General features: G+C 71.3%; 23 protein-coding genes. 15 read left to right on the top strand and 8 right to left on the bottom strand.

Annotation, left to right across the window (positions count from 1 at the left end):
- Positions 1-667, top strand: a 667-nt coding sequence (locus G472_RS0129445; RefSeq protein WP_029011267.1) for an NAD(P)(+) transhydrogenase (Re/Si-specific) subunit beta, incomplete at its 5' end; no start/stop codon positions are given.
- A 78-nt stretch (positions 668-745) separates the two neighbouring features.
- On the top strand, positions 746-1,033 hold the full coding sequence (locus G472_RS0129440) for a DUF1330 domain-containing protein (RefSeq protein WP_029011266.1): 288 nt from the start codon (positions 746-748) through the stop codon (positions 1,031-1,033).
- Between the two features lie 11 nt (positions 1,034-1,044).
- Here G472_RS0129440 and G472_RS0129435 read toward each other — a convergent pair whose 3' ends face one another.
- From G472_RS0129435 to rpsU, 3 genes are all read right to left on the bottom strand, one after another.
- On the bottom strand, positions 1,045-1,452 hold the full coding sequence (locus G472_RS0129435; protein WP_156927301.1) for a hypothetical protein: 408 nt from the start codon (positions 1,450-1,452) through the stop codon (positions 1,045-1,047).
- A gap of 43 nt (positions 1,453-1,495) precedes the next feature.
- Positions 1,496-2,323, bottom strand: coding sequence for a 3-methyl-2-oxobutanoate hydroxymethyltransferase (panB, locus tag G472_RS0129430; protein ID WP_029011264.1), 828 nt, complete (start codon positions 2,321-2,323; stop codon positions 1,496-1,498).
- 133 nt (positions 2,324-2,456) lie between these two features.
- The gene (gene rpsU, locus G472_RS0129425; RefSeq protein ID WP_012974546.1) at positions 2,457-2,660 is read right to left on the bottom strand and encodes a 30S ribosomal protein S21; all 204 of its coding nucleotides are present in this window, start codon (positions 2,658-2,660) and stop codon (positions 2,457-2,459) included.
- 184 nt (positions 2,661-2,844) lie between these two features.
- Here rpsU and def point away from each other — a divergent pair, with 184 nt between their 5' ends.
- From def to G472_RS0129395, 6 genes are all read left to right on the top strand, one after another.
- Complete coding sequence (gene def / locus G472_RS0129420) at positions 2,845-3,372, top strand: peptide deformylase (protein WP_029011263.1); 528 nt, start codon at positions 2,845-2,847, stop codon at positions 3,370-3,372.
- 19 nt (positions 3,373-3,391) lie between these two features.
- The gene (locus G472_RS0129415; protein ID WP_029011262.1) at positions 3,392-4,099 is read left to right on the top strand and encodes a COQ9 family protein; all 708 of its coding nucleotides are present in this window, start codon (positions 3,392-3,394) and stop codon (positions 4,097-4,099) included.
- Positions 4,100-4,197: 98 nt separating this feature from the next.
- Entirely contained in the window at positions 4,198-5,466 is a 1,269-nt protein-coding gene (gene serS / locus G472_RS0129410) for a serine--tRNA ligase (RefSeq protein WP_029011261.1), read from the top strand.
- Positions 5,466-6,248 (top strand): 5'/3'-nucleotidase SurE, encoded by a 783-nt coding sequence (gene surE, locus G472_RS0129405; RefSeq protein ID WP_029011260.1) that lies wholly within the window; start codon positions 5,466-5,468, stop codon positions 6,246-6,248. Before serS ends, surE begins: the two co-directional genes overlap by 1 nt.
- Entirely contained in the window at positions 6,245-6,925 is a 681-nt protein-coding gene (locus tag G472_RS0129400) for a protein-L-isoaspartate(D-aspartate) O-methyltransferase (RefSeq protein ID WP_029011259.1), read from the top strand. Before surE ends, G472_RS0129400 begins: the two co-directional genes overlap by 4 nt.
- Before the next feature lie 44 nt (positions 6,926-6,969).
- The gene (locus G472_RS0129395; protein ID WP_084536984.1) at positions 6,970-8,160 is read left to right on the top strand and encodes a peptidoglycan DD-metalloendopeptidase family protein; all 1,191 of its coding nucleotides are present in this window, start codon (positions 6,970-6,972) and stop codon (positions 8,158-8,160) included.
- On the opposite strand, the gene G472_RS0129390 is transcribed toward G472_RS0129395, so the two are convergent.
- Positions 8,117-8,974, bottom strand: coding sequence for an ATP-binding protein (locus G472_RS0129390; protein WP_029011257.1), 858 nt, complete (start codon positions 8,972-8,974; stop codon positions 8,117-8,119). The two genes, G472_RS0129395 and G472_RS0129390, sit on opposite strands and share 44 nt — an antisense overlap.
- 184 nt (positions 8,975-9,158) lie before the next feature.
- Here G472_RS0129390 and yajC point away from each other — a divergent pair, with 184 nt between their 5' ends.
- The 3 genes from yajC to G472_RS0129375 all read left to right on the top strand — a co-directional run bounded on the left by yajC (position 9,159) and on the right by G472_RS0129375 (position 11,718).
- On the top strand, positions 9,159-9,569 hold the full coding sequence (gene yajC, locus G472_RS0129385; protein ID WP_029011256.1) for a preprotein translocase subunit YajC: 411 nt from the start codon (positions 9,159-9,161) through the stop codon (positions 9,567-9,569).
- Between the two features lie 163 nt (positions 9,570-9,732).
- Complete coding sequence (gene secD, locus G472_RS0129380) at positions 9,733-11,310, top strand: protein translocase subunit SecD (RefSeq protein ID WP_029011255.1); 1,578 nt, start codon at positions 9,733-9,735, stop codon at positions 11,308-11,310.
- 33 nt (positions 11,311-11,343) lie between these two features.
- Positions 11,344-11,718 carry an Mth938-like domain-containing protein gene (locus G472_RS0129375; protein WP_029011254.1) on the top strand — a complete coding sequence of 125 codons (375 nt, stop codon included), beginning with the start codon at positions 11,344-11,346 and terminating at the stop codon, positions 11,716-11,718.
- 10 nt (positions 11,719-11,728) lie between these two features.
- Here G472_RS0129375 and G472_RS36390 read toward each other — a convergent pair whose 3' ends face one another.
- Complete coding sequence (locus tag G472_RS36390; protein ID WP_051341567.1) at positions 11,729-12,820, bottom strand: DUF3616 domain-containing protein; 1,092 nt, start codon at positions 12,818-12,820, stop codon at positions 11,729-11,731.
- A gap of 199 nt (positions 12,821-13,019) precedes the next feature.
- Between G472_RS36390 and G472_RS37770 the strand changes: the two genes are divergently transcribed.
- Positions 13,020-14,009 carry a hemerythrin domain-containing protein gene (locus G472_RS37770; protein WP_051341565.1) on the top strand — a complete coding sequence of 330 codons (990 nt, stop codon included), beginning with the start codon at positions 13,020-13,022 and terminating at the stop codon, positions 14,007-14,009.
- 9 nt (positions 14,010-14,018) lie between these two features.
- On the opposite strand, the gene G472_RS0129360 is transcribed toward G472_RS37770, so the two are convergent.
- Positions 14,019-15,530 carry a UbiD family decarboxylase gene (locus tag G472_RS0129360; RefSeq protein WP_029011253.1) on the bottom strand — a complete coding sequence of 504 codons (1,512 nt, stop codon included), beginning with the start codon at positions 15,528-15,530 and terminating at the stop codon, positions 14,019-14,021.
- A gap of 104 nt (positions 15,531-15,634) precedes the next feature.
- Between G472_RS0129360 and G472_RS0129355 the strand changes: the two genes are divergently transcribed.
- On the top strand, positions 15,635-15,925 hold the full coding sequence (locus tag G472_RS0129355; RefSeq protein WP_029011252.1) for a HigA family addiction module antitoxin: 291 nt from the start codon (positions 15,635-15,637) through the stop codon (positions 15,923-15,925).
- A 103-nt stretch (positions 15,926-16,028) separates the two neighbouring features.
- A complete protein-coding gene (locus tag G472_RS37765; RefSeq protein ID WP_029011251.1) occupies positions 16,029-16,607 on the top strand; it encodes a hypothetical protein in 579 nt (192 codons plus the stop codon).
- Positions 16,608-16,624: 17 nt separating this feature from the next.
- Here the strand turns inward: G472_RS37765 and G472_RS0129345 are convergent, their stop codons facing one another.
- Positions 16,625-17,281 carry a class I SAM-dependent methyltransferase gene (locus tag G472_RS0129345; RefSeq protein ID WP_029011250.1) on the bottom strand — a complete coding sequence of 219 codons (657 nt, stop codon included), beginning with the start codon at positions 17,279-17,281 and terminating at the stop codon, positions 16,625-16,627.
- Between the two features lie 148 nt (positions 17,282-17,429).
- Here G472_RS0129345 and G472_RS37760 point away from each other — a divergent pair, with 148 nt between their 5' ends.
- Positions 17,430-18,263 carry a CHAP domain-containing protein gene (locus G472_RS37760; protein ID WP_051341563.1) on the top strand — a complete coding sequence of 278 codons (834 nt, stop codon included), beginning with the start codon at positions 17,430-17,432 and terminating at the stop codon, positions 18,261-18,263.
- A 6-nt stretch (positions 18,264-18,269) separates the two neighbouring features.
- On the opposite strand, the gene ubiA is transcribed toward G472_RS37760, so the two are convergent.
- Positions 18,270-19,205 (bottom strand): 4-hydroxybenzoate octaprenyltransferase, encoded by a 936-nt coding sequence (ubiA, locus tag G472_RS0129335; protein WP_029011249.1) that lies wholly within the window; start codon positions 19,203-19,205, stop codon positions 18,270-18,272.
- Between the last annotated feature and the right edge of the window lie 86 nt (positions 19,206-19,291).

Genomic DNA, 19,291 nt, shown 5'->3' with positions numbered 1-19,291 from the left:
GCTGGTCGGCTCCTCGGGCGCGATCCTGTCCTACATCATGTGCAAGGGCATGAACCGCTCGATCTTCAACGTCATCCTCGGCGGCTTCGGCGGCGAGTCGGCGGGTGCCGCGGCCGGCGGCGGCGGTGAGCGCGGGACGGTCAAGGCCGGCTCGCCGGAAGACGCCGCCTACATCATGAAGAACGCCCAGTCCGTCATCATCGTTCCCGGCTACGGCATGGCGGTGGCGCAGGCCCAGCATGCCCTGCGCGAGATGGGGGATCTGCTGAAGAAGGAAGGCGTGGACGTCAAGTACGCCATCCACCCCGTGGCGGGGCGCATGCCCGGCCACATGAACGTCCTGCTGGCCGAAGCCAACGTGCCTTATGACGAGGTGTTCGAGCTGGAGGACATCAACCGCGACTTCGGTACCGCCGACGTGGCGTTCGTGATCGGTGCCAACGACGTGACCAACCCGGCGGCCAAGACCGACCCGCAGTCGCCCATCTACGGCATGCCGATCCTGGACGTGGAGAAGGCCAAGACCGTCTTCTTTATCAAGCGCTCGATGGCGTCCGGCTACGCCGGCGTGGAGAACGAGCTGTTCTTCCGCCCCAACACCATGATGCTCTTCGGCGACGCCAAGAAGGTCACCGAAGAGGTCGTCAAATCGATGGAGCACGCGTAAGCTCCCGCCGACCCGCCCGTTCCGCGGTGACGCCGCGGGGCGGGCGGAGACGCCGCCGCGCATTCCGAGGAGCCCGCCATGCCCGCCTACATCATCGCCACTGCCGACGTTACCGACCCCGCCGCCTATGAGGAATACAAGCGCCTCTCCGGCATCGCCGTGCAGGCGCACGGCGCCGTCTTCCGGGTGCGCGGCGGGCCCGTCGATGTCCTGGAGGGGGATTGGCAGCCGCCCCGCGTGGCCGTGCTGGAGTTTCCCGACCGGGCGGCGGCGCGGGCGTTCTACGAGGGGCCGGAATACACCGCGGCCCGCGCCGCACGGGCGGGGGCCGCGCGCATGTCCATCATCATCGTGGACGGGGTGTAATACAGCCCCGCCTACTTCAGCGCTTCGATTTCCCGCACCAGCGCATCGCCGCGGTTGTGAAGCCAGGCCAGTGCGGGCGCCATGGCGGTGCCCAGGCCGCAGCCGGCTGCAATGGTGGCCACCAGCACCGGAACGGCCACCGCCGTTTCGGTGGTGGTGGCGTTGGCGCCGGTGGCGATGATCGCCGCACCGCCGGCCAGCACCGTCATCGTCCCGGCCAGGGCGCCGCCGGCCATGCACAGGAAGCTGGTGTACTCTTCCCTGGTCATGGTGGGGATCGGCGAGCCGTTGTTGCCGTGACTGACGGGCGGGGTCTCGCCGTTCCAGTTGAACAGGGATTGGGCGTTTGCCCCGCCGGCCGGTGCTGCGGCCAGCACGAGGGCGAGGCAGACGGCGGCGGAACGGCGGCGGACGGTCATCGGGCGGGCCTTCGTGGGCTGCGGCGCCGGCATCATAGCACCGTCAGCCCGGCTTCTTCATCCCGAAGCAATGCTCCGGCCCCGGGAAGGTGCGGCTGCGCACCTCGGCGGCGTAAGCCGCGGCGGCCTCGCTGATGGTCTGCCCCACGGCGGCGTAGCGCTTGACGAACTTCGGCGTGAAGTCGCTGAACAGGCCCAGCAGGTCGTCGGTGACCAGGACCTGGCCGTCGCAGGCGGGCGAGCCGCCGATGCCGATGGTGGGGACCGGCACCTCTTCGGTGATGGTGCGGGCCAGGGATTCCATGGTGCCTTCGACCACCATGGCGAAGGCGCCGGCGTCGGCGATGGCGCGGGCGTCGGCGCGGACACGCTCCGCCGCGGCGGCGTCGCGGCCCACCGCCTTGTAGCCGCCCAGGGTGTTGACCGATTGGGGCATCAGCCCGACATGGCCCAGCACCGGGATGCCGCGGGCGGTGAGGAAGGCGACGGACTCCGCCATCTCAACCCCGCCTTCCAGCTTCACCGCCTGTGCCCCCGTTTCCGCCATGACGCGGGCGGCGGCGCGGAACGCCTGTTGCGGCGATTCCTGATAGCTGGCGAAGGGCAGGTCGACCACCACGCAGGCGCGCCGGGTTCCGCGCACCACCGCCGCCCCGTGGGCGATCATCATGTCGAGCGTCACCGGCAGCGTGGAGTCGAAGCCGTAGACCACCATGCCCAGGCTGTCGCCCACCAGCATCAGGTCCACATGGGGATCCAGCAGCTTGGCCGTGGGCGTGGTGTAGGCGGTGAGGCTGACGATCGGCTCGCCGCCCTTGCGGGCGCGCAGGTCGGGAACGCCGAGTCGGCGCGTTTCCTTGGCGGTGCTCACCACTCCACCTCTCGAATCGACACGAACGTTGTGTTCACTATCCACAAACACCAAAGCCGCCCGCACGCGGGGCGCGTGGGCGGTTGGTGACGTCGTGGCTGACCGCGGGCCGGCGCGTATCGCGCGCGGCGGCTCAGTAGCCTTCGCGCTCCATGCGCTTGCGCAGCAGCTTGCGGGTGCGGCGCACCGCCTCCGCCTTCTCGCGCGCACGCTTCTCGGAGGGCTTTTCGTAGTTCCGGCGGAGCTTCATCTCCCGGAAAATGCCCTCGCGCTGCATCTTCTTCTTCAGCGCGCGGAGGGCCTGATCGACGTTGTTGTCACGGACCAGAACTTGCACGGTTGACCGTCACCCCTTCTGTAGCCCCCTCCGGGGCCGCGTTTGGACAAGACGAGTTCCAGGGTGGCGCGACGGGCGCACCCCCCGGAGAGGAAACGCCATATAGCACGGGCAGGGGTGCTTGTGAAGCCCAAGTGAGCGGGAGGCCGTTGCCGAGCCCGCCGTTCCTCCCAGATAATGGCTCATGGCCTTGCTCAAGATCGCCCGCATGGGGCACCCGGTGCTGCGCACCCCGGCGGAGCCGGTGCGCGACCCGACCGATCACGCGATTCGGCGCCTGGCCGCCGACATGATCGAGACGATGCACGACGCCCCCGGAGTCGGGCTGGCGGCGCCGCAGGTCCACCGGGGGCTGCGCATCGTCGTGTTCCGGGTGCCGGCGGATCGGTCCGGTGGCGAGGCGGTGGCGGATACGGTGCTGATCAACCCCGTCGTCGAGCCGCTGGGCGAGGAGTTGGTGGCGGGCTGGGAAGGCTGCCTGTCGATTCCCGGCCTGCGCGGCATCGTGCCCCGCCACCGCCGCATCCGCTACCGCGGCGTCGACCTGTCGGGGAATCCGATTGAGCGGGAGGCCGAGGGCTTTCACGCCCGCGTCCTGCAGCACGAGGTGGACCACCTGGACGGCATCCTCTACATCGACCGGATGCCCGACCTGCGCCTGTTGGCGTTCAACGAGGAATCGGAACACATCACGGCCGCCCTGTCGGCCTGAACGGGAGGGGAGCACGCCCATGGAAACCGCCGCCGAGATGGACCGGATCAGGGACGAGATCCTGGACGCGACGCTGCCCAACGTGGTCTTCGACAGTTGGAGCGAACTGGCGATGCGCGACGGCGCCCGCATGGCGGGCTACGACGCGGCCATGGCCCTGCGCGCCTTCCCCGGCGGCGTGCGCGATCTGGTGGAGCATTTCAGCGCCCGGTGCGATCGCCTGATGGTGGAGGAGATGCACCGCCACCCGCTGGCGGAGATGCGCACGCCCGACAAGATCCGCCTGGCCGTGCTCGCCCGCCTCGACGCGCTGGAGCCCCACAGGGAGGCCAAGCGCCGGCTGCTGGCCTATCTGGCGATGCCGCAGAACCTGGGGCTCGGCCTGCGCCTGCTCTACCGCGCGGTCGACGCCATGTGGTACGCCGCCGGCGACCAGGCCACCGACGTCAACCACTACACCAAGCGGGCGACCCTGGCGGCGGTGGTCAGCGCCACCACGCTCTATTGGCTGGACGACCCGTCGGAGGGGCGCGCGGACACCCGCGCCTTCCTCGACCGCCGCCTGGGCGACGTCATGGGGATCGGCAAGGCGGCGTCGCGCCTGCGCGGCGCCGGCGGGCTGCTGTGGAGCCTGCCCAACCCCTTCCGCCTGGCCCGCCAGGTGCGCCAGCGCACCGCCTCGGCGCAGGCGTCCAACGCCACCGTGCACATGGCGGAGAACATCTGACCCGGCGGAGGCGGCGGCCCCGCGGCCGCCCGCACTCTGGATTTGCACGGGGAGGGGGTCTATAACCGGCCTCCTGTCCCCGCAACGTCCGTTCCGCCATGCACGATCTCCGCGCCATCCGCGACAATCCCGACGCCTTCGACCGCGGCCTTGGCCGGCGGGGGCTGGAGCCCCTGTCCGCCGTGGTGCTGGACCTCGACTCCCGCCGCCGCGCCGCCCAGACGCGCATGCAGGAGATGCAGGCCCGCCGCAACGAGGCGGCCCGGGAGATCGGCCTCGCCAAGAAGCAGGGGCGCGACGCGCAGCCGCTGCTGGACGAGATGGCCGACCTCAAGATCCGCCTGCCCGAGGCGGAGGAGGAGGAGCGGCAGGTGGGCGCCGAACTGGACGCCCTGCTGGCCGCACTGCCCAACCTGCCGGCAGACGACGTGCCCGACGGGCCGGACGAGACCGCCAACGTGGAGATCCGCCGCCACGGCGAGCCGCGCCCCATAGCCAACCCCCGGGAGCATTTCGACCTGGGCGAGGGGCTGGGGCTGATGGACTTCGGGGCGGCGGCCCGCATGTCCGGCGCGCGCTTCACCGTGCTGAAGGGTGCCCTGGCCCGGCTGGAACGGGCGCTGGCCCAGTTCATGCTGGACCTGCACACCACCGAGCACGGCTACACCGAGGTGGCGCCGCCCCTGATGGTGCGCGACACCGCCCTGTTCGGCACCGGCCAGTTGCCCAAGTTCGCCGATGACCTGTTCCGCACCACCACCGACCATTGGCTGATCCCCACCTCCGAGGTGCCGCTGACCAACCTGGTGGCCGACCGGATCGTGGCGCAGGAGGAACTGCCCCTGCGCTTCACGGCGCTGACCCCGTGCTTTCGCGCCGAGGCGGGATCGGCCGGGCGCGACACCCGCGGCATGATCCGCCAGCACCAGTTCTGGAAGGTGGAGATGGTCTCCATCACCGCCCCCGACGCCTCCGACGCCGAGCACGAGCGGATGACCGCCTGCGCCGAGACGGTGCTGCGGCGCCTGGACCTGCCCTACCGGGTGGTCGCCCTGTCCAGCGGCGACATGGGCTTCTCGGCCCGCAAGACCTACGACATCGAGGTGTGGCTGCCCGGCCAGAACGCCTACCGCGAGATTTCGAGCTGCTCCAACTGCGGCGACTTCCAGGCGCGCCGCATGAAGGCGCGCTGCCGTCCCGGCGGCGAGAAGCAGACGGCGTTCGTCCACACCCTGAACGGGTCGGGCGTCGCGGTCGGGCGCTGCCTGATCGCGGTGCTGGAGAACTACCAGCAGCCCGACGGCTCCATCGTCGTTCCCGAGGCGCTCCGCCCGTACATGAACGGGCTGGAAAGGATCGTCCCCTGATGTTCGCCCTGCCGCTCGACCTGGCGTCCGCCCGCATCCTCATCTCCAACGACGACGGCATCCAGGCCGCCGGCATCCGGACGCTGGAGCGGATCGCCCGCACCCTGAGCGACGACGTGTGGGTGGTGGCGCCGGAGGCGGAGCAGTCCGCCGCCAGCCATTCGCTCACCATCCACCGGCCCCTGCGCCTGCGCCAGGTGGGGGACAAGCGCTACACCGTCGACGGCACGCCGACCGACTGCGTGCTGCTGGCGATCAACCACATCCTGCGGGACCACAAGCCGACGCTGGTGCTGTCGGGGGTCAACCATGGCTCCAACATCGGCGAGGACGTGACCTACTCCGGCACCATCGCCGCGGCCATGGAGGCCACCCTGCTGGGCGTGCCGGCCATCGCCCTGTCGCAGCACATCGAGCCGGGCGGGCCGCCCGACTGGGAAACGGCCGAGCGCCTGGGGCCGGAGGTGATCCGCAAGGCGGTGTCGGTGGCCTGGCCGAAGAACGTGCTGATGAACGTGAACTTCCCGGCCGTCGCACCCGACGCCGTCACGGGCATCCACATCGTGCGCCACGGCAAGCGCAAGATCGGCGACGAGCTGTTCGAGCGGCTGGACCCCCGCGGCCGTCCCTACATCTGGATCGGTGCCCTGCGCGGCGAGGCCGAGGTGGCGGAGGACACGGACATCCATGTCGTGTTGAACGGCGGCATCTCGGTGACGCCGCTGTTCCTCGACCTCACCCACACCCCCACGCTCCAGACGCTGAAGCAGGCGTTCGTGTGACCGTCGACGCGCGCAAGATCCGTCTCATCATGGCCCTGCGCCGGTCGGGCGTCACCGACACCCGGGTGCTTGCGGCCATCGAACGGGTCCCGCGCGAGTTGTTCGTCCCGCCCTCCTTCCACGACCAGGCGTGGGAGGACACGGCCCTGCCCATCGACCACGGCCAGACCATCAGCCAGCCGATGATCGTGGCGCTGATGACCCAGACCCTGGACGTGCACGACCGTCACAAGGTGCTGGAGATCGGCACCGGATCGGGGTATCAGGCGGCGGTGCTGTCGCGCCTGTGCCGCCGGGTCTACACCATCGAGCGGCACGGGCCGCTGCTGCACGAGGCGGAGCGCCGGTTCCAGGCGCTGCGCCTGCACAACATCACCACCCGTCACGGCGACGGGACGCGCGGCTGGCCGCAACAGGCCCCGTTCGAGCGCATCATGGTCACGGCCGCCGGCGGCCCCGAGCCGCCGAAGGACTTGACGGATCAGCTCGGCGTTGGTGGTGTCATGGTCATTCCGCTGGGTGGGTACGGCGACCAGCGCGTCGTCCGCATCCGGCGCACCGAAACCGGTTTCGATCGGGAGGATCTGTGGCCCGTCCGTTTCGTCCCTCTGTTGTCCGACCAGCCGCAGCCGGAGCAGCCGGCCGAGGCGGGCGTGGAGCACGCCCGGCGGGCCTGACGGGCCGGTGCGTCGCCGCGGCCCTGCTGGCGGCGCTGCCGGCCGTGGCCGCCTGCCAGCGCACCGGCGACCCGGCCCCGGTCACCCTGGTCCGCCAGGCCGGGGATTCCGTGGGCGGCACCGTGATCGTGCAGAAGGGCGACACGCTGTACGGCATCGCGCGGCGCTACGACGTGCCGCTGCGCGACCTCATCGAGGTCAACCGGGCCTCGCCACCCTACGCCCTGCAGGTGGGGGAGCGGCTGACCCTGCCGCGCACCCGCGTCTACACGGTGCAGCGGGGCGATACGCTTCACGGCATCTCCCGCATGACCGGCGTCGGCATGAACGAGCTGTCGCGCCTCAACGGCTTGCAGGAGCCGTACGCAGTCCAGTCCGGCCAGCAGCTCCGCCTGCCGCCCGAGCGCGGCGGGGTCGAGGTGGCGCGGGACTGGTCGCCGCCGCCCGCGGGGGCGCCGGGTGTCAAGCCCGCCCCGGTGGTGACCGCCGCTGCGCCGCCGCCGCCGCCCCGTTCGGAGCCCATCGCCCTGGCGCCGGCACCCGCCGCCGCACCGCCGCCCGCAGGCACCGCCGCCTCCCCCAAGGTCACCGCCACCCCGCTGCCGCCGCCGACCGCCGCACCGGCCGCGCCGCCCGCCGCCGCTTCGCCGCCGCCGGCTACGGCCGCGGCGCCCGCTCCCGCTCCCGCCGCGGCGCCGCCCCCGGCAGCGCCGCCGGCCACGGCAAAGCCCGCGCCGGCGGCACCGGCACAGGTAGCGGCCGCGCCGCCGCCGCGCCCGCCGTCGGAGGAGGGGCCGCCGCCGCGCGGCGGCTCGCGCTTCCTGTGGCCGGTGAAGGGCACCGTGGTGTCCACCTTCGGCACCAAGACCGACGGCATGCACAACGACGGCATCAACATCGCCGCACCCAAGGGCACTCCGGTGGTGGCCGCCGACAACGGCGTCGTGGTCTATGCTGGCAACGAGCTGCGGGGCTTCGGCAATCTGCTGCTGGTCCGCCACGCCGACGGCTTCATCAGCGCCTACGCCCACCTGGACCGGATGGACGTCCAGCGCGGCGCCACCGTGCGCCGCGGCCAGGCGATCGGCACGGTCGGCCAGACCGGGTCGGTGTCCACCCCGCAGCTCCATTTCGAGCTGCGCAAGGGCAGCCAGGCCATCGACCCGCGCACCGAACTGGAAGGTGCCCGCGTCAGCGAAGGGGCTTCCCCAGCCGGCCGGCCAGGTCCTGGATGAGCTGCCAGGCGACGCGGCCCGACCGGCTGCCGCGGGTCACCGACCACTCCACCGCCTCGGCGCGGAGCTGATCGGGCGGCAGGTCCAGGCCGTAGCGGGCGGCGTAGCCCTCGACCATGGCGAAAAAGGTCTGCTGGTCGCAGTTGTGGAAGCCCAGCCACAGGCCGAATCGGTCCGACAGCGACACCTTCTCCTCCACCGCCTCGGCCGGGTTGATGGCGGTGGAGCGTTCGTTGTCGATCATGTCGCGGGGCATCAGGTGGCGGCGGTTGGACGTGGCGTAGAACACCACGTTGTCCGGCCGCCCCTCGATGCCGCCCTCCAGCACCGCCTTCAGCGACTTGTAGTGGGCGTCGTCATGGTCGAACGACAGGTCGTCGCAGAACAGGACGAAGCGGCGCTCCAGCCCGCGCAGGCGGGCCAGCAGGCGGGGCAGGGACGGGATGTCCTCGCGGTGGATCTCCACCAGGGCCAGGGTGCCCGGCCGCTCCTCGTTCACCCGGGCGTGCGCCGCCTTGACCAGCGAGCTTTTGCCCATGCCGCGCGAGCCCCACAGCAGGGCGTTGTTGGCCGGCAGTCCCGCGGCGAAGCGGCGGGTGTTCTCCAGCAGGGTGTCGCGCTGGCGCTCGACGCCCTGCAACAGGGCGATGTCGACCCGGTTGACCGCCGGCACCGGCTCCAGCCGGTCGGGGTCGGTGTGCCAGACGAAGGCGTCGGCGGCACCGGCCTCGACCGGGGCGGCGGGCGGCGGGGCCAGGCGCTCCAGGGCGTCGGCGATGCGGGCAAGCAGGGGAAGAAGCTGGGACTCGGACATCGCGGGCTCGGCATGCGGACGGGATCGGGGGTGGCGAGCCTACGGTGCCGGCCCCCCGCCGACAAGGGAAAGCCTCGGTTCGGGCGGGCCGGGGTACCGGAAGGCGTTGCATCCCTGCCACGGGCGGCTATAGTCGCCGCGTTCCCATGCCCTGCGGCATCGACCAACCATCAGGAGCTTCAGGATGTTCATCTCGACGGCCTACGCCCAGACCGCGGCGCCGGGCGGCGGCGCCGACATGTTCATGTCCATGCTGCCCCTCATCCTCATTTTCGTGGTCTTCTACTTCCTGCTGATCCGTCCGCAGCAGCGCAAGATGAAGGAACACAAGGCAATGCTGGATGCGGTGCGGCGCGGCGACCGCGTCGTCACCGGCGGCGGCATCATCGGCACGATCACCAAGGTCGGGCCCGAGGACGAGCTGACCGTCGAGATCGCGGAGAATGTGCGGGTGCGCGTGCTGCGCTCCACCGTCAACCTCGTCCTCTCCAAGGGCGAGCCGGCCAAGGGCGAGGAGGCGGCCGCCGCCGCTCCGGAGGCGCCGAAGACCGAAGGCGCCGCCAAGTCGCTGGGCAAGATGTTCGGCCGCAAGTGATCCCCGGCGGCTCCCCCCGGGGTGCCGCCGACGTCACCTTCCTGATCAATGCCGGGGCATTGATCCGTCGGGTTCGCAGCCGGCGATCGGTGGACGAGACCGATCGCCGGGCGCATGACGCGCCCGATGCGCAACGCAACGAACGGGGCAACCGGCCAGGACCATGGTCTATCTAGCCAAGTGGAAGATCGTCCTCATCCTCGTGCTCTGCACGCTCGGGGTCATCTACGCCGCGCCGAACCTCCTGGACCGGCAGACGGTGGAGCGGCTGCAGGGTGAGTTGCCGTCGTGGGCGCCGACGCGCACCATCAACCTCGGCCTTGACCTGCAGGGTGGCTCCCACCTGCTGCTGGAGGTGGACCTGCGCGCCGTGACGCAGGAGCGTCTCAACGCCCTGCTCGACAGCGTCCGGTCGGAACTGCGCACCGCCAACATCGGCTATCTCGACCTGGCCATCGACGGCAGCGCGGTGGCCTTCACCGTGCGCGAGCCGGGGCGGGTGGACGAGGCGCGGGACCTGGTGCGCCGCATCGAATCGGGGGCGCTGGAAACCTCGGTGGACGGCGCCGGCCGGGTGCGGGTCGGCCCCACCGAAGAGGCCATCGCGGCGCGCGGCCGGCAGGCCGTCGACCAGTCCATCGAGATCGTGCGCCGCCGCGTCGACGAGACCGGCACCCGCGAGCCGACGATCCAGCGCCAGGGCGAGGACCGCATCCTCCTTCAGCTTCCCGGCATCGACGATCCCGAGCGGGTCAAGCGCCTGATCGGCCAGACCGCCAAGATGACCTTCCATCTGGTCGACGAGACGGTGAGCCCGGCCGAGATGATGGCCGGCCGCGTGCCGCCCGGCACGCTGCGGCTGCCGCTGGTGGAGCAGCCGGGCCAGTACATGGCGGTCAACCGGCGGGTGATGGTCAGCGGCGACACCCTGACCGACGCTCAGGCCACCTTCCAGGACGGCCGTCCGGTGGTCAGCTTCCGCTTCGACTCGGTGGGCGCGCGCCGCTTCGGCGACGCCACGCGGGAGAACGTGGGGCGGCTGTTCGCCATCGTGCTCGACAACCGCATCATCTCCGCCCCGGTAATCCGCGAACCGATCCTCGGCGGGGCCGGCGTCATCTCCGGGAACTTCACGGTGCAGACCGCCAGCGACCTGGCCCTGCTGCTGCGCGCCGGCGCCCTGCCGGCGCCGCTCAACGTGATCGAGGAGCGCACCGTGGGTCCCGGCCTGGGCGCCGATTCGATCGAGGCGGGCAAGATCGCCAGCGTCGCCGGCCTGACCCTGGTGGTCGTGCTGATCCTGGCCACCTACGGCCTGTTCGGCGTGTTCGCGGTGTCGGCGCTGGTCATCAACATGGTGCTGATCTTCGCCGCCCTGTCGGCCTTCCAGGCAACGCTGACGCTGCCGGGCATCGCCGGCATCGTGCTGACCATCGGCATGGCGGTGGACGCCAACGTGCTGATCTTCGAGCGCATCCGCGAGGAGCAGCGCAACGGCCGCTCGGTGATCTCGGCCATCGACGCCGGCTACAGCCGGGCGCTGACCACCATCATCGACAGCCAGTTGACCACCCTGATCGCCGCGGTGCTGCTGTACGCCTTCGGCTCCGGCCCCATCCGCGGCTTTGCGGTGACGCTGACCATCGGCATCGTCACCTCGCTGTTCACCGCGATCTGGGTGACCCGCCTGATGGTGGTGGCGTGGATGCGGCGGACGAAGCCGAAGCTCGTCCCCATTTGAGGTCCGGAACCCGCTGCACGACGAGGACCGTCCATGGACATCACGCCGCTCATTCCCCATGACCGTTTCATCATCGATGGTTACGGCGAGGGGCAGATCAGCGTCGCCGGCACGTGGCGGTCGGGGCCGGTCATTGTCTTCCCCCACCGGGCCCTGGACTGGGAGGTCGACGGCGTCGCCTCCCTGACCCCGGACAGCTTCCGCCCCGTGCTGGAGGAACAGCCGAAGGTGGAGGTGCTGCTGCTCGGCTGCGGCCCCCGGGCGATCCTTCCGCCGCCGGAGGTGCGCCGTGCCCTGCGGCCCTATGGCCTGACGCTGGAGCCCATGGACACCGGTGCCGCCTGCCGCACCTACAACGTCCTGATGGCCGAGGGCCGCCGGGTGGCCGCCGCGCTGTTCCCGGTGTAGGGCGGCCGCGTCACCGGTCCGGCAGGGCGAACAGGTCCGCGTCCACGCCGCTGCCGTCGGCGTGCAGCCGTCCCGCGCCGGGGTTGTCGTAGACGACCAGCAGGCGCGGCCCTTCGGGCGTGGCGAGCAGGGCCATGCCCTCCGCGTGATCGAAGCCCGTGCCGTGGGGCAGATCGAGCGTGCGGGTCAGCCGATCGCGGGGGATGATCGTCGCATCGCCGACATCCGCGGCGCCGCTCCATCGGTAGACGATGACCGGGCCGTCCAGATCCATCGTCGGACCGGCGAGGATCAGCAGGTCGTCACCGTCGAACGCCAGTTCGCGCACGCCCAGCCCGTCCAGGTCGAGGAAGTGCTTGCGGTAGGGCTCGCCGGCCGCGCCGATGGGGGTGATGTCCAGGCGGCCGTTCCCCGCGTCCGCCGGGTGCAGCTCCAGCACGCAGGCCCAGCCCCGCAGCACCGGCCCGCGCAGGCCGAGGAACACCCGGTCACCGCGCACCGCCAGCCCTTCCACGTCGAATCCGTTCTCTTTGGCGGGAACCTTCAGGAAGCGGCCGATGTGCGCGTCGTGCTTCAGAGCCTTGGCCAGCGCGTTGCGGCGGTCCCCCATCTTCACGCAGGCGGCGGTGCGCGGGCCGTCGCGGCGCACCGGTTCCGGGTCGGCGCCGGCCAGGGGGATACGGCCCAGGAGGTACCGGTTGGGTTCACGCTTCACGTCGGTCAGGCGGGCGAGGGCGGCGGCGGCGTCCCGTTCGTCGGGCTTGGGCTTCCGGCGCGCCAGGCTGTGCGATCCGGTCACCCACAGCCAGCCACCGTCGACCGCCAGCCCCTCCACATCCACCTCGCCATCGGAGCCGGCCGGCAGGTCGAAGAAGGACGCGAGCGCATAGGACCGGTGTCGTCCGTAGCCGGCGCTGTCATCGGTGCGCAGCAGCCGTTCGATGCGGGCCCCCTCGTCGGACCCGACGAACAGGGCCGGCCCCGCCGCTTCGATCGCCGAGAGGTTGGCGCGAATCGGTTCGGCCGGGGCATCGGATCCGGCGTCGGGGTCGGCCGGGTGCAGCGGGACCGCACGCAGGCGTTCGGCGGGGCGGTGGGGCATGGGGCGTTCTCCGGTGCATCGGGCGCCGCGAGCGGTGAACTCGGCGCGGCTGCGCGCGCCAACGGCGCGAGCGCCGGGGGCGTTCCGCGGCCGGCGCATTTTTTTCCGGAACCGTGGCGCGGCCACACGGTTTTCTCCGGCGTATTGCGGCGCAACATCCGCATGTTGCGCCGCGGAACACCGACGGGGGAACGCACTCATGAGCATCACTCAGGTTCTGCAATCCATGCCGGCGAAGGCGAACGAACTGTTCGCCAAGCTGGCCGACACCAGCGATGGCGCCGTGAAGACGCGCGAGCGTCTGCTCGGTGAGCTGAAGGAGGAGCTGGAGCAGCAGGCCCGGCTGGAGGAGGAACACCTCTTCCCGTTGCTGCGCCGCCACAAGGAGACGAAGGACCTCGTCCCCGCCGCCATCGATGACAACCGGAAGGTCCGTGCCCTGCTCTCCGAACTGGAGGGCATGCCCAGGGACGGCGCGGCCTTCGGTGACAAGGTCGGGGAACTGCGCCGGCTGTTCCAGCAGCACGTCCGCGACGAGAAGAAGGAACTGCTGCCCGCCGTCCGCAAGGCGCTGAGCGACGACGAGCAGCAGCGCCTTGCCGAGTCGCTGGAGGAGCAGAAGGCCGGCATGGTCGAAGCCCGCCGGGCCGAGGCCGAACAGGCGCGCCGCCAGCGCGAGGCGGCGGAGGCCACCGCCGAGACCGCGCGCAACGCCGCGCGGACCACGGCCGAGACCGCGCGCAACGCCGCGCAGACCACCGCCGAGACCGCGCGCAGCACGGCGCAGGCGGGCGCCGAGGTGGCCCGCACCGCGGCGCGCAGCGGCGTCGACGCGGCGCGCACCGGCGCCCGGACCGCGTTGCAGGCGGCCGGCGCCATGGACCGCATGGCCGAGCCGGTGCGCGACCGCATGCTGGCGATCAGCACCGCCCCCAACGTGGCGGCGCGGGCGGCCAGCGAGGCCGGGGCGGCGTGGATCGCCTACGTCAACCGCACGGCGCTGGCCGGCAGCGAGGCCGGCCGTCGGCTGACCCGCTGCACCTCGCCGCAGGAGCTGGCGGCGGTGCAGGGCGAGGTGGTGGGCGAGGCGATGAACGCCTGGCTCGACATGCAGAACCGCCTGCTGGACATCTCCATGCGCGCCTCGCGCGACATGGTGCAGCGGGTGGAGCGGGCTGAACGGTCGTAAAGGCGGGCGCTACTTCCAGATGGGCCGGCCGCTGCCGGGCAGGCCGTAGCCGGCCCATTTGCGCGTCACCTCCTCGATGACCGCGTCGCTCATGCGGATCTTCTCGCCCCATTCGCGCCGGGTCTCGGGCGGCCACTTGTTGGTGGCGTCCAGCCCGACCTTGCCGCCCAGGCCCGACTCGGGGCTGGCGAAGTCCAGATAGTCGATGGGGGTGCCTTCGATGACCGTGATGTCGCGGGCCGGGTCCATGCGGGTGGAGATCGCCCACATCACGTCCTTCCAGTTCCGCGCGTCGATGTCGTCGTCCACGACGATCACCCACTTGGTGTACATGAACTGGCGCAGGAACGACCACACGCCCATCATCACCCGCTTGGCGTGGCCGGGATAGGCTTTGCGCATGGACACCACGGCGATGCGGTAGGAACAGCCTTCCGGCGGCAGCCAGAAATCGACGATCTCCGGGAACTGCTGGGTCAGCAGGGGGATGAACACCTCGTTCAGCGCCTCGCCCAGCACCGACGGCTCGTCCGGCGGGCGCCCGGTGAAGGTGGACAGGTAGATCGGCCGGCGCCGCATGGTCATGCACGACACGGTGAACACCGGAAACGGCTCGACCGAGTTGTAATAGCCGGTGTGGTCGCCGTAGGGCCCCTCGTCGGCCGTCTCGTCCAGGCTGACGTGGCCCTCCAGCACGATCTCGGCCTGCGCCGGCACCTTCAGCGGCACCGTCTTGCAGTCCACCAGCTCCACCTTGCGGCCGCGCAGCAGGCCGGCGAACTGGTACTCCGACAGGGTGTCGGGCACCGGCGTCACGGCGGCCAGGATGGTTCCGGGGTCGGCGCCCAGCACGACGGCGCAGGGCAGCGGCTCCGGCCGGCCCGATGCCGCCCAGCGCCGATGGTGCTGCGCCCCGCCGCGGTGCTTCAGCCAGCGCATGATGGTGCGGTTGCGCCCCAGCACCTGCATGCGGTAGATGCCGAGGTTGAAGTCGTCCTCGCGCCGGCCGGTCGGGCCCCTGGTCACCACCAGCGGCCAGGTGATCAGCGGTGCCGGCTCGCCCGGCCAGCAGCTTTGCACCGGCAGGCGGCCCAGATCCACATCGTCGCCCTTCAGCACCACCTCCTGGCAGGGGGCGGAGCCGACGGTCTTCGGCTTCATCGCCAGCACGGTGCGGGCCAGCGGGATCAGCTCCAGCGCCTCGCGGAAGCCGCCCGGCGGCTCCGGCTGCTTGAGGAAGGCCAGCGTCTCGCCCACCGCGCGCAACTCGTGGGCCTCGCGGTCCATGCCCCGGGCGACGCGCTCCACCGTGCCGAACAGGTTGACCAGCACCGGCATCTCCGAGCGCGTGCCGTCCGCCTTGATCGCGTTCTCGAACAGCACCGCCGGGCCGCCCTCCGCCAGCAGGCGGGTCTGGATCTCGGTCATCTCCAGCACCGTGGAGACCGGCTCGCGGACCACCACAAGCTGCCCGTCGGCTTGCAGCCGGTCGATGAAGTCGCGTAAAGACGTGTACGGCATGACGGTCTATCCCGGCGGCGAGCGAGTGCGAGGCCGTAAGGTTCGGCGGCGCGCCGCATTCGTCAAGCGCCGTGAACGTGCCCGCGACGGGGGAATTGTACACCATGCCAATCACGACCCATCCCGGCGAGATCCTGCGTGAGGAGTTCCTGGAGCCGATGGGCCTGTCGGTCGACGCGCCGGCGCTGGCGCTGCGCGTTCCGGTGTCGCGCATGAACGGGATCGTCCATGAGCGGCGCGCGGTCACGGCCGACACCGCCCTGCGGCTGGCCCGCTATTTCGGGACGACGCCGCAATTCCGGATGAACCTTCAGACGAACCACGACCTGTCGATGGCTGCGCACGACCACGGCGGCGAGATCGAGCGCGACATTCAGCCGCGCGAAGCGGCGTAGCGAAAAGGCAGGTCCCTCTGCGGCGGGGCGGTGCTTCCCGGTTGCGTCCGTGCGTCCTGTTGGCGAATATCGCGCCCGGCGTTCACGCGAGCGGAGAAGGTCGATGCATCATCGCGAAGCCCTGGAGCCCATCGTCGACTTCGTGCGCGGCGTCGGCATTTCCGTCGAGTATGGCGAGGGGGCCCGCGGCGGCTTCCTGCCGGGGGTGAACATCCGCGACGGGGTGATCCACGTGGATCCCGACACCCTGGTCGGATCGGGCGACGTCCTGCACGAGGCCGGGCACATCGCCGTCGTGCCGCGCCGCTATTGGCCCCGGCTGGGGCGCGACATCCAGGCCGACCTGGAGGCTCTCGTCGCCGAAGAGACGGCGGACGGCGGCACCGCCGACCCGCAGCTCGTCGCCGCGGTCCGGATGGGGGAGTTCATGTCGCAGGCCTGGTCCTACGCGGTGGCCCGGCACCTGAGCGTGTCGCAGGAGGCCATCTTCTTCCGCGGGTCTTACCAGTTTCACGAGTATGAAGGGCTTCACCCCATGCTGGCGTGGCTGGAGCGGGGGACCCATTTCGGCCCCCTCGCGCTCGCCCAGGCGGGCATGACCGGCTTTTCCGGCCTGCTCGACCACATGGGCAACAACGGCCTGCCGCCCTTTCCCCACATGACCCGCTGGTCGATCGACTGAGGTGGCCGGGCGGGCCGTCACCCCGGCAGCATCCGCCAGACGTCGGTTTCCCGGACCGTGCGGTCCTCCAGTTCCAGCGACGTCGGCACGGCGTAACGGGCCAGATGCTCCATGCCCTGGTCGGGGCGGTAGCTGCGGCCGGGGTCGCCCAGCAGGACGGTGACGCCGGCCGCCGCCAGGGTGCGCAGCCACGCGGTGACGCGGCCGGCCATGGGCTTCTCGTAGCAGACGTCGCCGGCGCACACGAGATCAACGCCGGGCAGGGGATCGCCGATCAGGTCCTCGCAGCGGGCGTCCACGGTGACGCCGTTGAGGGCGGCGTTGAGGTCGATGGCCGCCAGGGCGAACGAATCGATCTCCAGCGCCAGGACCGAGGCGGCACCGGCCCGGCGTGCGGCAATGGCCACCAGCCCGCTGCCGGCGGCGAAGTCGACGACGCGGCGTCCCCGCACCAGGTCGGGACGGTCCAGCAGATGGCGCGCCACCGCCTGCCCGCCGGGCCAGGCGAAAGCCCAGTACGGGGGCGGAAGATTGGACTTCCGTAACGTTTCTTCCGTCGCCTCCCACAGGGGTGTCACCTCGGTGGCGAGATGAAGGCGGATCTCCGGAATCAGGGGCGGCGGGGCGGTAATCGTGTTGGTGCGGACGAAGTCCGCGGGCGAAGGGGAGGTCATCGGCGCGGCTCGTGCGTGACGGTTGCGGGGTGCGGGGCAGGGGAACTTATCCACAGCCGCGTCATGTTACATAAATCAAACGGAGTGGACAGGTCCTGCGCATCGTGTTACCCAGCCGACACAGGGAATACAACGGGGTGGGGGAGTCATGCGATCGAACGGACTGGGAATCCGCCTGTCGCTTGCCGCGTTTCTCGCGTTCAGCCCCATGATCGTCCCCGCGGCGCAGGCACAGGATTGCGTTCGCACCGTTCGCGCCCTTTCCGACTTCACGATTCGCGGTGATGCCTGGCTCTGGTGGAGCCGGGCGGAAGGTCAGTACGCCCGCGACACCCGGCCGGCCGCCGGCTCGGTGCTGGTGTTCAAGCGCAGCGGCCGGCTCAACCGCGGCCATGTGTCGCTGGTCAGCCGCGTCATTGACAGCCGCACCATCGAGGTCGACCACACCTGGCTGGACGGCGAGGGGCTGCGGCGCAACATGCGGGTGATGGACGTCTCCGGCCGCGGCGACTGGTCCACCGTCCGTGTCTGGCACGAACCCAGCGCCCAATGGGGCCTGCGCACCTATCCCACCTACGGGTTCATCCTGCCCGACGGCACGGAGCCGCAGCGCACCGGTCCGCGCATGGAGTACGCGGTGGCTCCCTCCGGCCGCGCCCCGCGCGGACGCGATGTTCAGGCCCGCATCGCCGAGGCGGCGATCCCGGTGGTGCCGGCGCGCAAGCCACTGCTGCACACCGCCGCCGTGCCCGCCCCGACGGCACCGGTCGCCGCTCCCGCCGCCGCTCCGGTCACGGTCGCCACCGTGCTGCCGGGGGTCAAGCCCGGGAGTCGCCCGGCCGCCGCCGTCACCACCGCTGCGGCCGCGCCCGCCGATGCCCGGCCGGTGACCGTTGCGGCCCTGCCGCCGACCGTCCAGCCCGCCCGCAAGCCCGTCCGCACCGGCGCCGGCTCCCATCAGGTCGCCAGCGCCGAACGTTAACTCCCCTTACACGACCCGACCGGCGACGATCGCCGCCAGCACCAGCCAGCCGAACCAGCGGTTCGAGCGGAACTTGGCCAGGCAATCGGTCTGGTCGTCGGGGTTCCAGGTCGCCACCTGCCATGCCAGGTGCAGGCAGGCCAGCATCAGCACCGGCTGGAACCAGGGGCCGACCCCGGCCATCCGCCCGGCCAGCAGCAGACCGCCGAAGGTCAGCGTGTAGAAGGCGTAGATCCAGATCTTGCTGGAGTCGCCCAGGCGCAGGGCCGTCGATTTCACGCCGATGCGGGCGTCATCCTCCTTGTCCTGGTGGGCGTAGATGGTGTCGTACCCCAGCGTCCACACGATGCCGGCGGCGTAGAGGAGCAGGGCGGGCACCTCCAGCTCGCCGCGCACCGCCGTCCAGCCCACCAGAGCCCCCCAGTTGAAGGTGAGCCCCAGGAACGCCTGCGGCCACCAGGTGATCCGCTTCATCAGGGGGTAGGTGAAGACCAGCACCAGCGACAGCGCCCCCCAGGCCACCGTCGCCGCGTTGAACTGCAGCAGCACCGCCAGCCCGATCAGCAATTGCAGGACCAGGAAGGCCAGCGCCCGGCGGACGCTGACCTGGCCGCTGGGGATCGGCCGGCCGCGGGTGCGCTCCACCCGCCCGTCGATGTCGCGGTCGAGGATGTCGTTGATGGTGCAGCCGGCGCCCCGCATCACCACGGCACCCACCGCGAACAGCGCCAGCAGGCGCCAGTCGGGCAATCCGGGCGACGCCAGCGCCGCGCTCCACCAGCAGGGGAACAGCAGCAGCCAGGTGCCGATCGGCCGGTCGAGGCGCGCCAGCCGCAGATAGGGGCGGACGGCGGCCGGCGCCAGGCGGTCGATCCAGTCGTCACGGCGAATGTCGGTGAAGCCCGGGGCCGGAGTTGGCGCGGGGGAGGGGGGCGTGGGCATGGCGGCCGGTGTTCCGTGGTCGGCGAGATGCGCGCCACCCTAGCCCCCGCCCGCGGCCCCCGCAAGGCGGGGTGCCGCGGACGGGC

The sequence above is a fragment of the Azospirillum halopraeferens DSM 3675 genome (genome assembly GCF_000429625.1).
In the GTDB taxonomy this organism is placed as follows: Bacteria; Pseudomonadota; Alphaproteobacteria; order Azospirillales; family Azospirillaceae; genus Azospirillum; species Azospirillum halopraeferens.
This window is presented reverse-complemented; position numbering and strand designations above follow the sequence as displayed.

Coding starts and splice junctions, on each gene's coding strand:
- G472_RS0129440 (WP_029011266.1), top strand. CDS start 746: ATGCCCGCCTACATCATCGCCACTGCCGACGTTACCGACCCCGCCGCC.
- G472_RS0129435 (WP_156927301.1), bottom strand. CDS start 1,452: ATGACCGTCCGCCGCCGTTCCGCCGCCGTCTGCCTCGCCCTCGTGCTG.
- def (WP_029011263.1), top strand. CDS start 2,845: ATGGCCTTGCTCAAGATCGCCCGCATGGGGCACCCGGTGCTGCGCACC.
- G472_RS0129415 (WP_029011262.1), top strand. CDS start 3,392: ATGGAAACCGCCGCCGAGATGGACCGGATCAGGGACGAGATCCTGGAC.
- serS (WP_029011261.1), top strand. CDS start 4,198: ATGCACGATCTCCGCGCCATCCGCGACAATCCCGACGCCTTCGACCGC.
- surE (WP_029011260.1), top strand. CDS start 5,466: ATGTTCGCCCTGCCGCTCGACCTGGCGTCCGCCCGCATCCTCATCTCC.
- G472_RS0129390 (WP_029011257.1), bottom strand. CDS start 8,974: ATGTCCGAGTCCCAGCTTCTTCCCCTGCTTGCCCGCATCGCCGACGCC.
- yajC (WP_029011256.1), top strand. CDS start 9,159: ATGTTCATCTCGACGGCCTACGCCCAGACCGCGGCGCCGGGCGGCGGC.
- secD (WP_029011255.1), top strand. CDS start 9,733: ATGGTCTATCTAGCCAAGTGGAAGATCGTCCTCATCCTCGTGCTCTGC.
- G472_RS0129375 (WP_029011254.1), top strand. CDS start 11,344: ATGGACATCACGCCGCTCATTCCCCATGACCGTTTCATCATCGATGGT.
- G472_RS36390 (WP_051341567.1), bottom strand. CDS start 12,820: ATGCCCCACCGCCCCGCCGAACGCCTGCGTGCGGTCCCGCTGCACCCG.
- G472_RS37770 (WP_051341565.1), top strand. CDS start 13,020: ATGAGCATCACTCAGGTTCTGCAATCCATGCCGGCGAAGGCGAACGAA.
- G472_RS0129360 (WP_029011253.1), bottom strand. CDS start 15,530: ATGCCGTACACGTCTTTACGCGACTTCATCGACCGGCTGCAAGCCGAC.
- G472_RS0129355 (WP_029011252.1), top strand. CDS start 15,635: ATGCCAATCACGACCCATCCCGGCGAGATCCTGCGTGAGGAGTTCCTG.
- G472_RS37765 (WP_029011251.1), top strand. CDS start 16,029: ATGCATCATCGCGAAGCCCTGGAGCCCATCGTCGACTTCGTGCGCGGC.
- G472_RS0129345 (WP_029011250.1), bottom strand. CDS start 17,281: ATGACCTCCCCTTCGCCCGCGGACTTCGTCCGCACCAACACGATTACC.
- G472_RS37760 (WP_051341563.1), top strand. CDS start 17,430: ATGCGATCGAACGGACTGGGAATCCGCCTGTCGCTTGCCGCGTTTCTC.
- ubiA (WP_029011249.1), bottom strand. CDS start 19,205: ATGCCCACGCCCCCCTCCCCCGCGCCAACTCCGGCCCCGGGCTTCACC.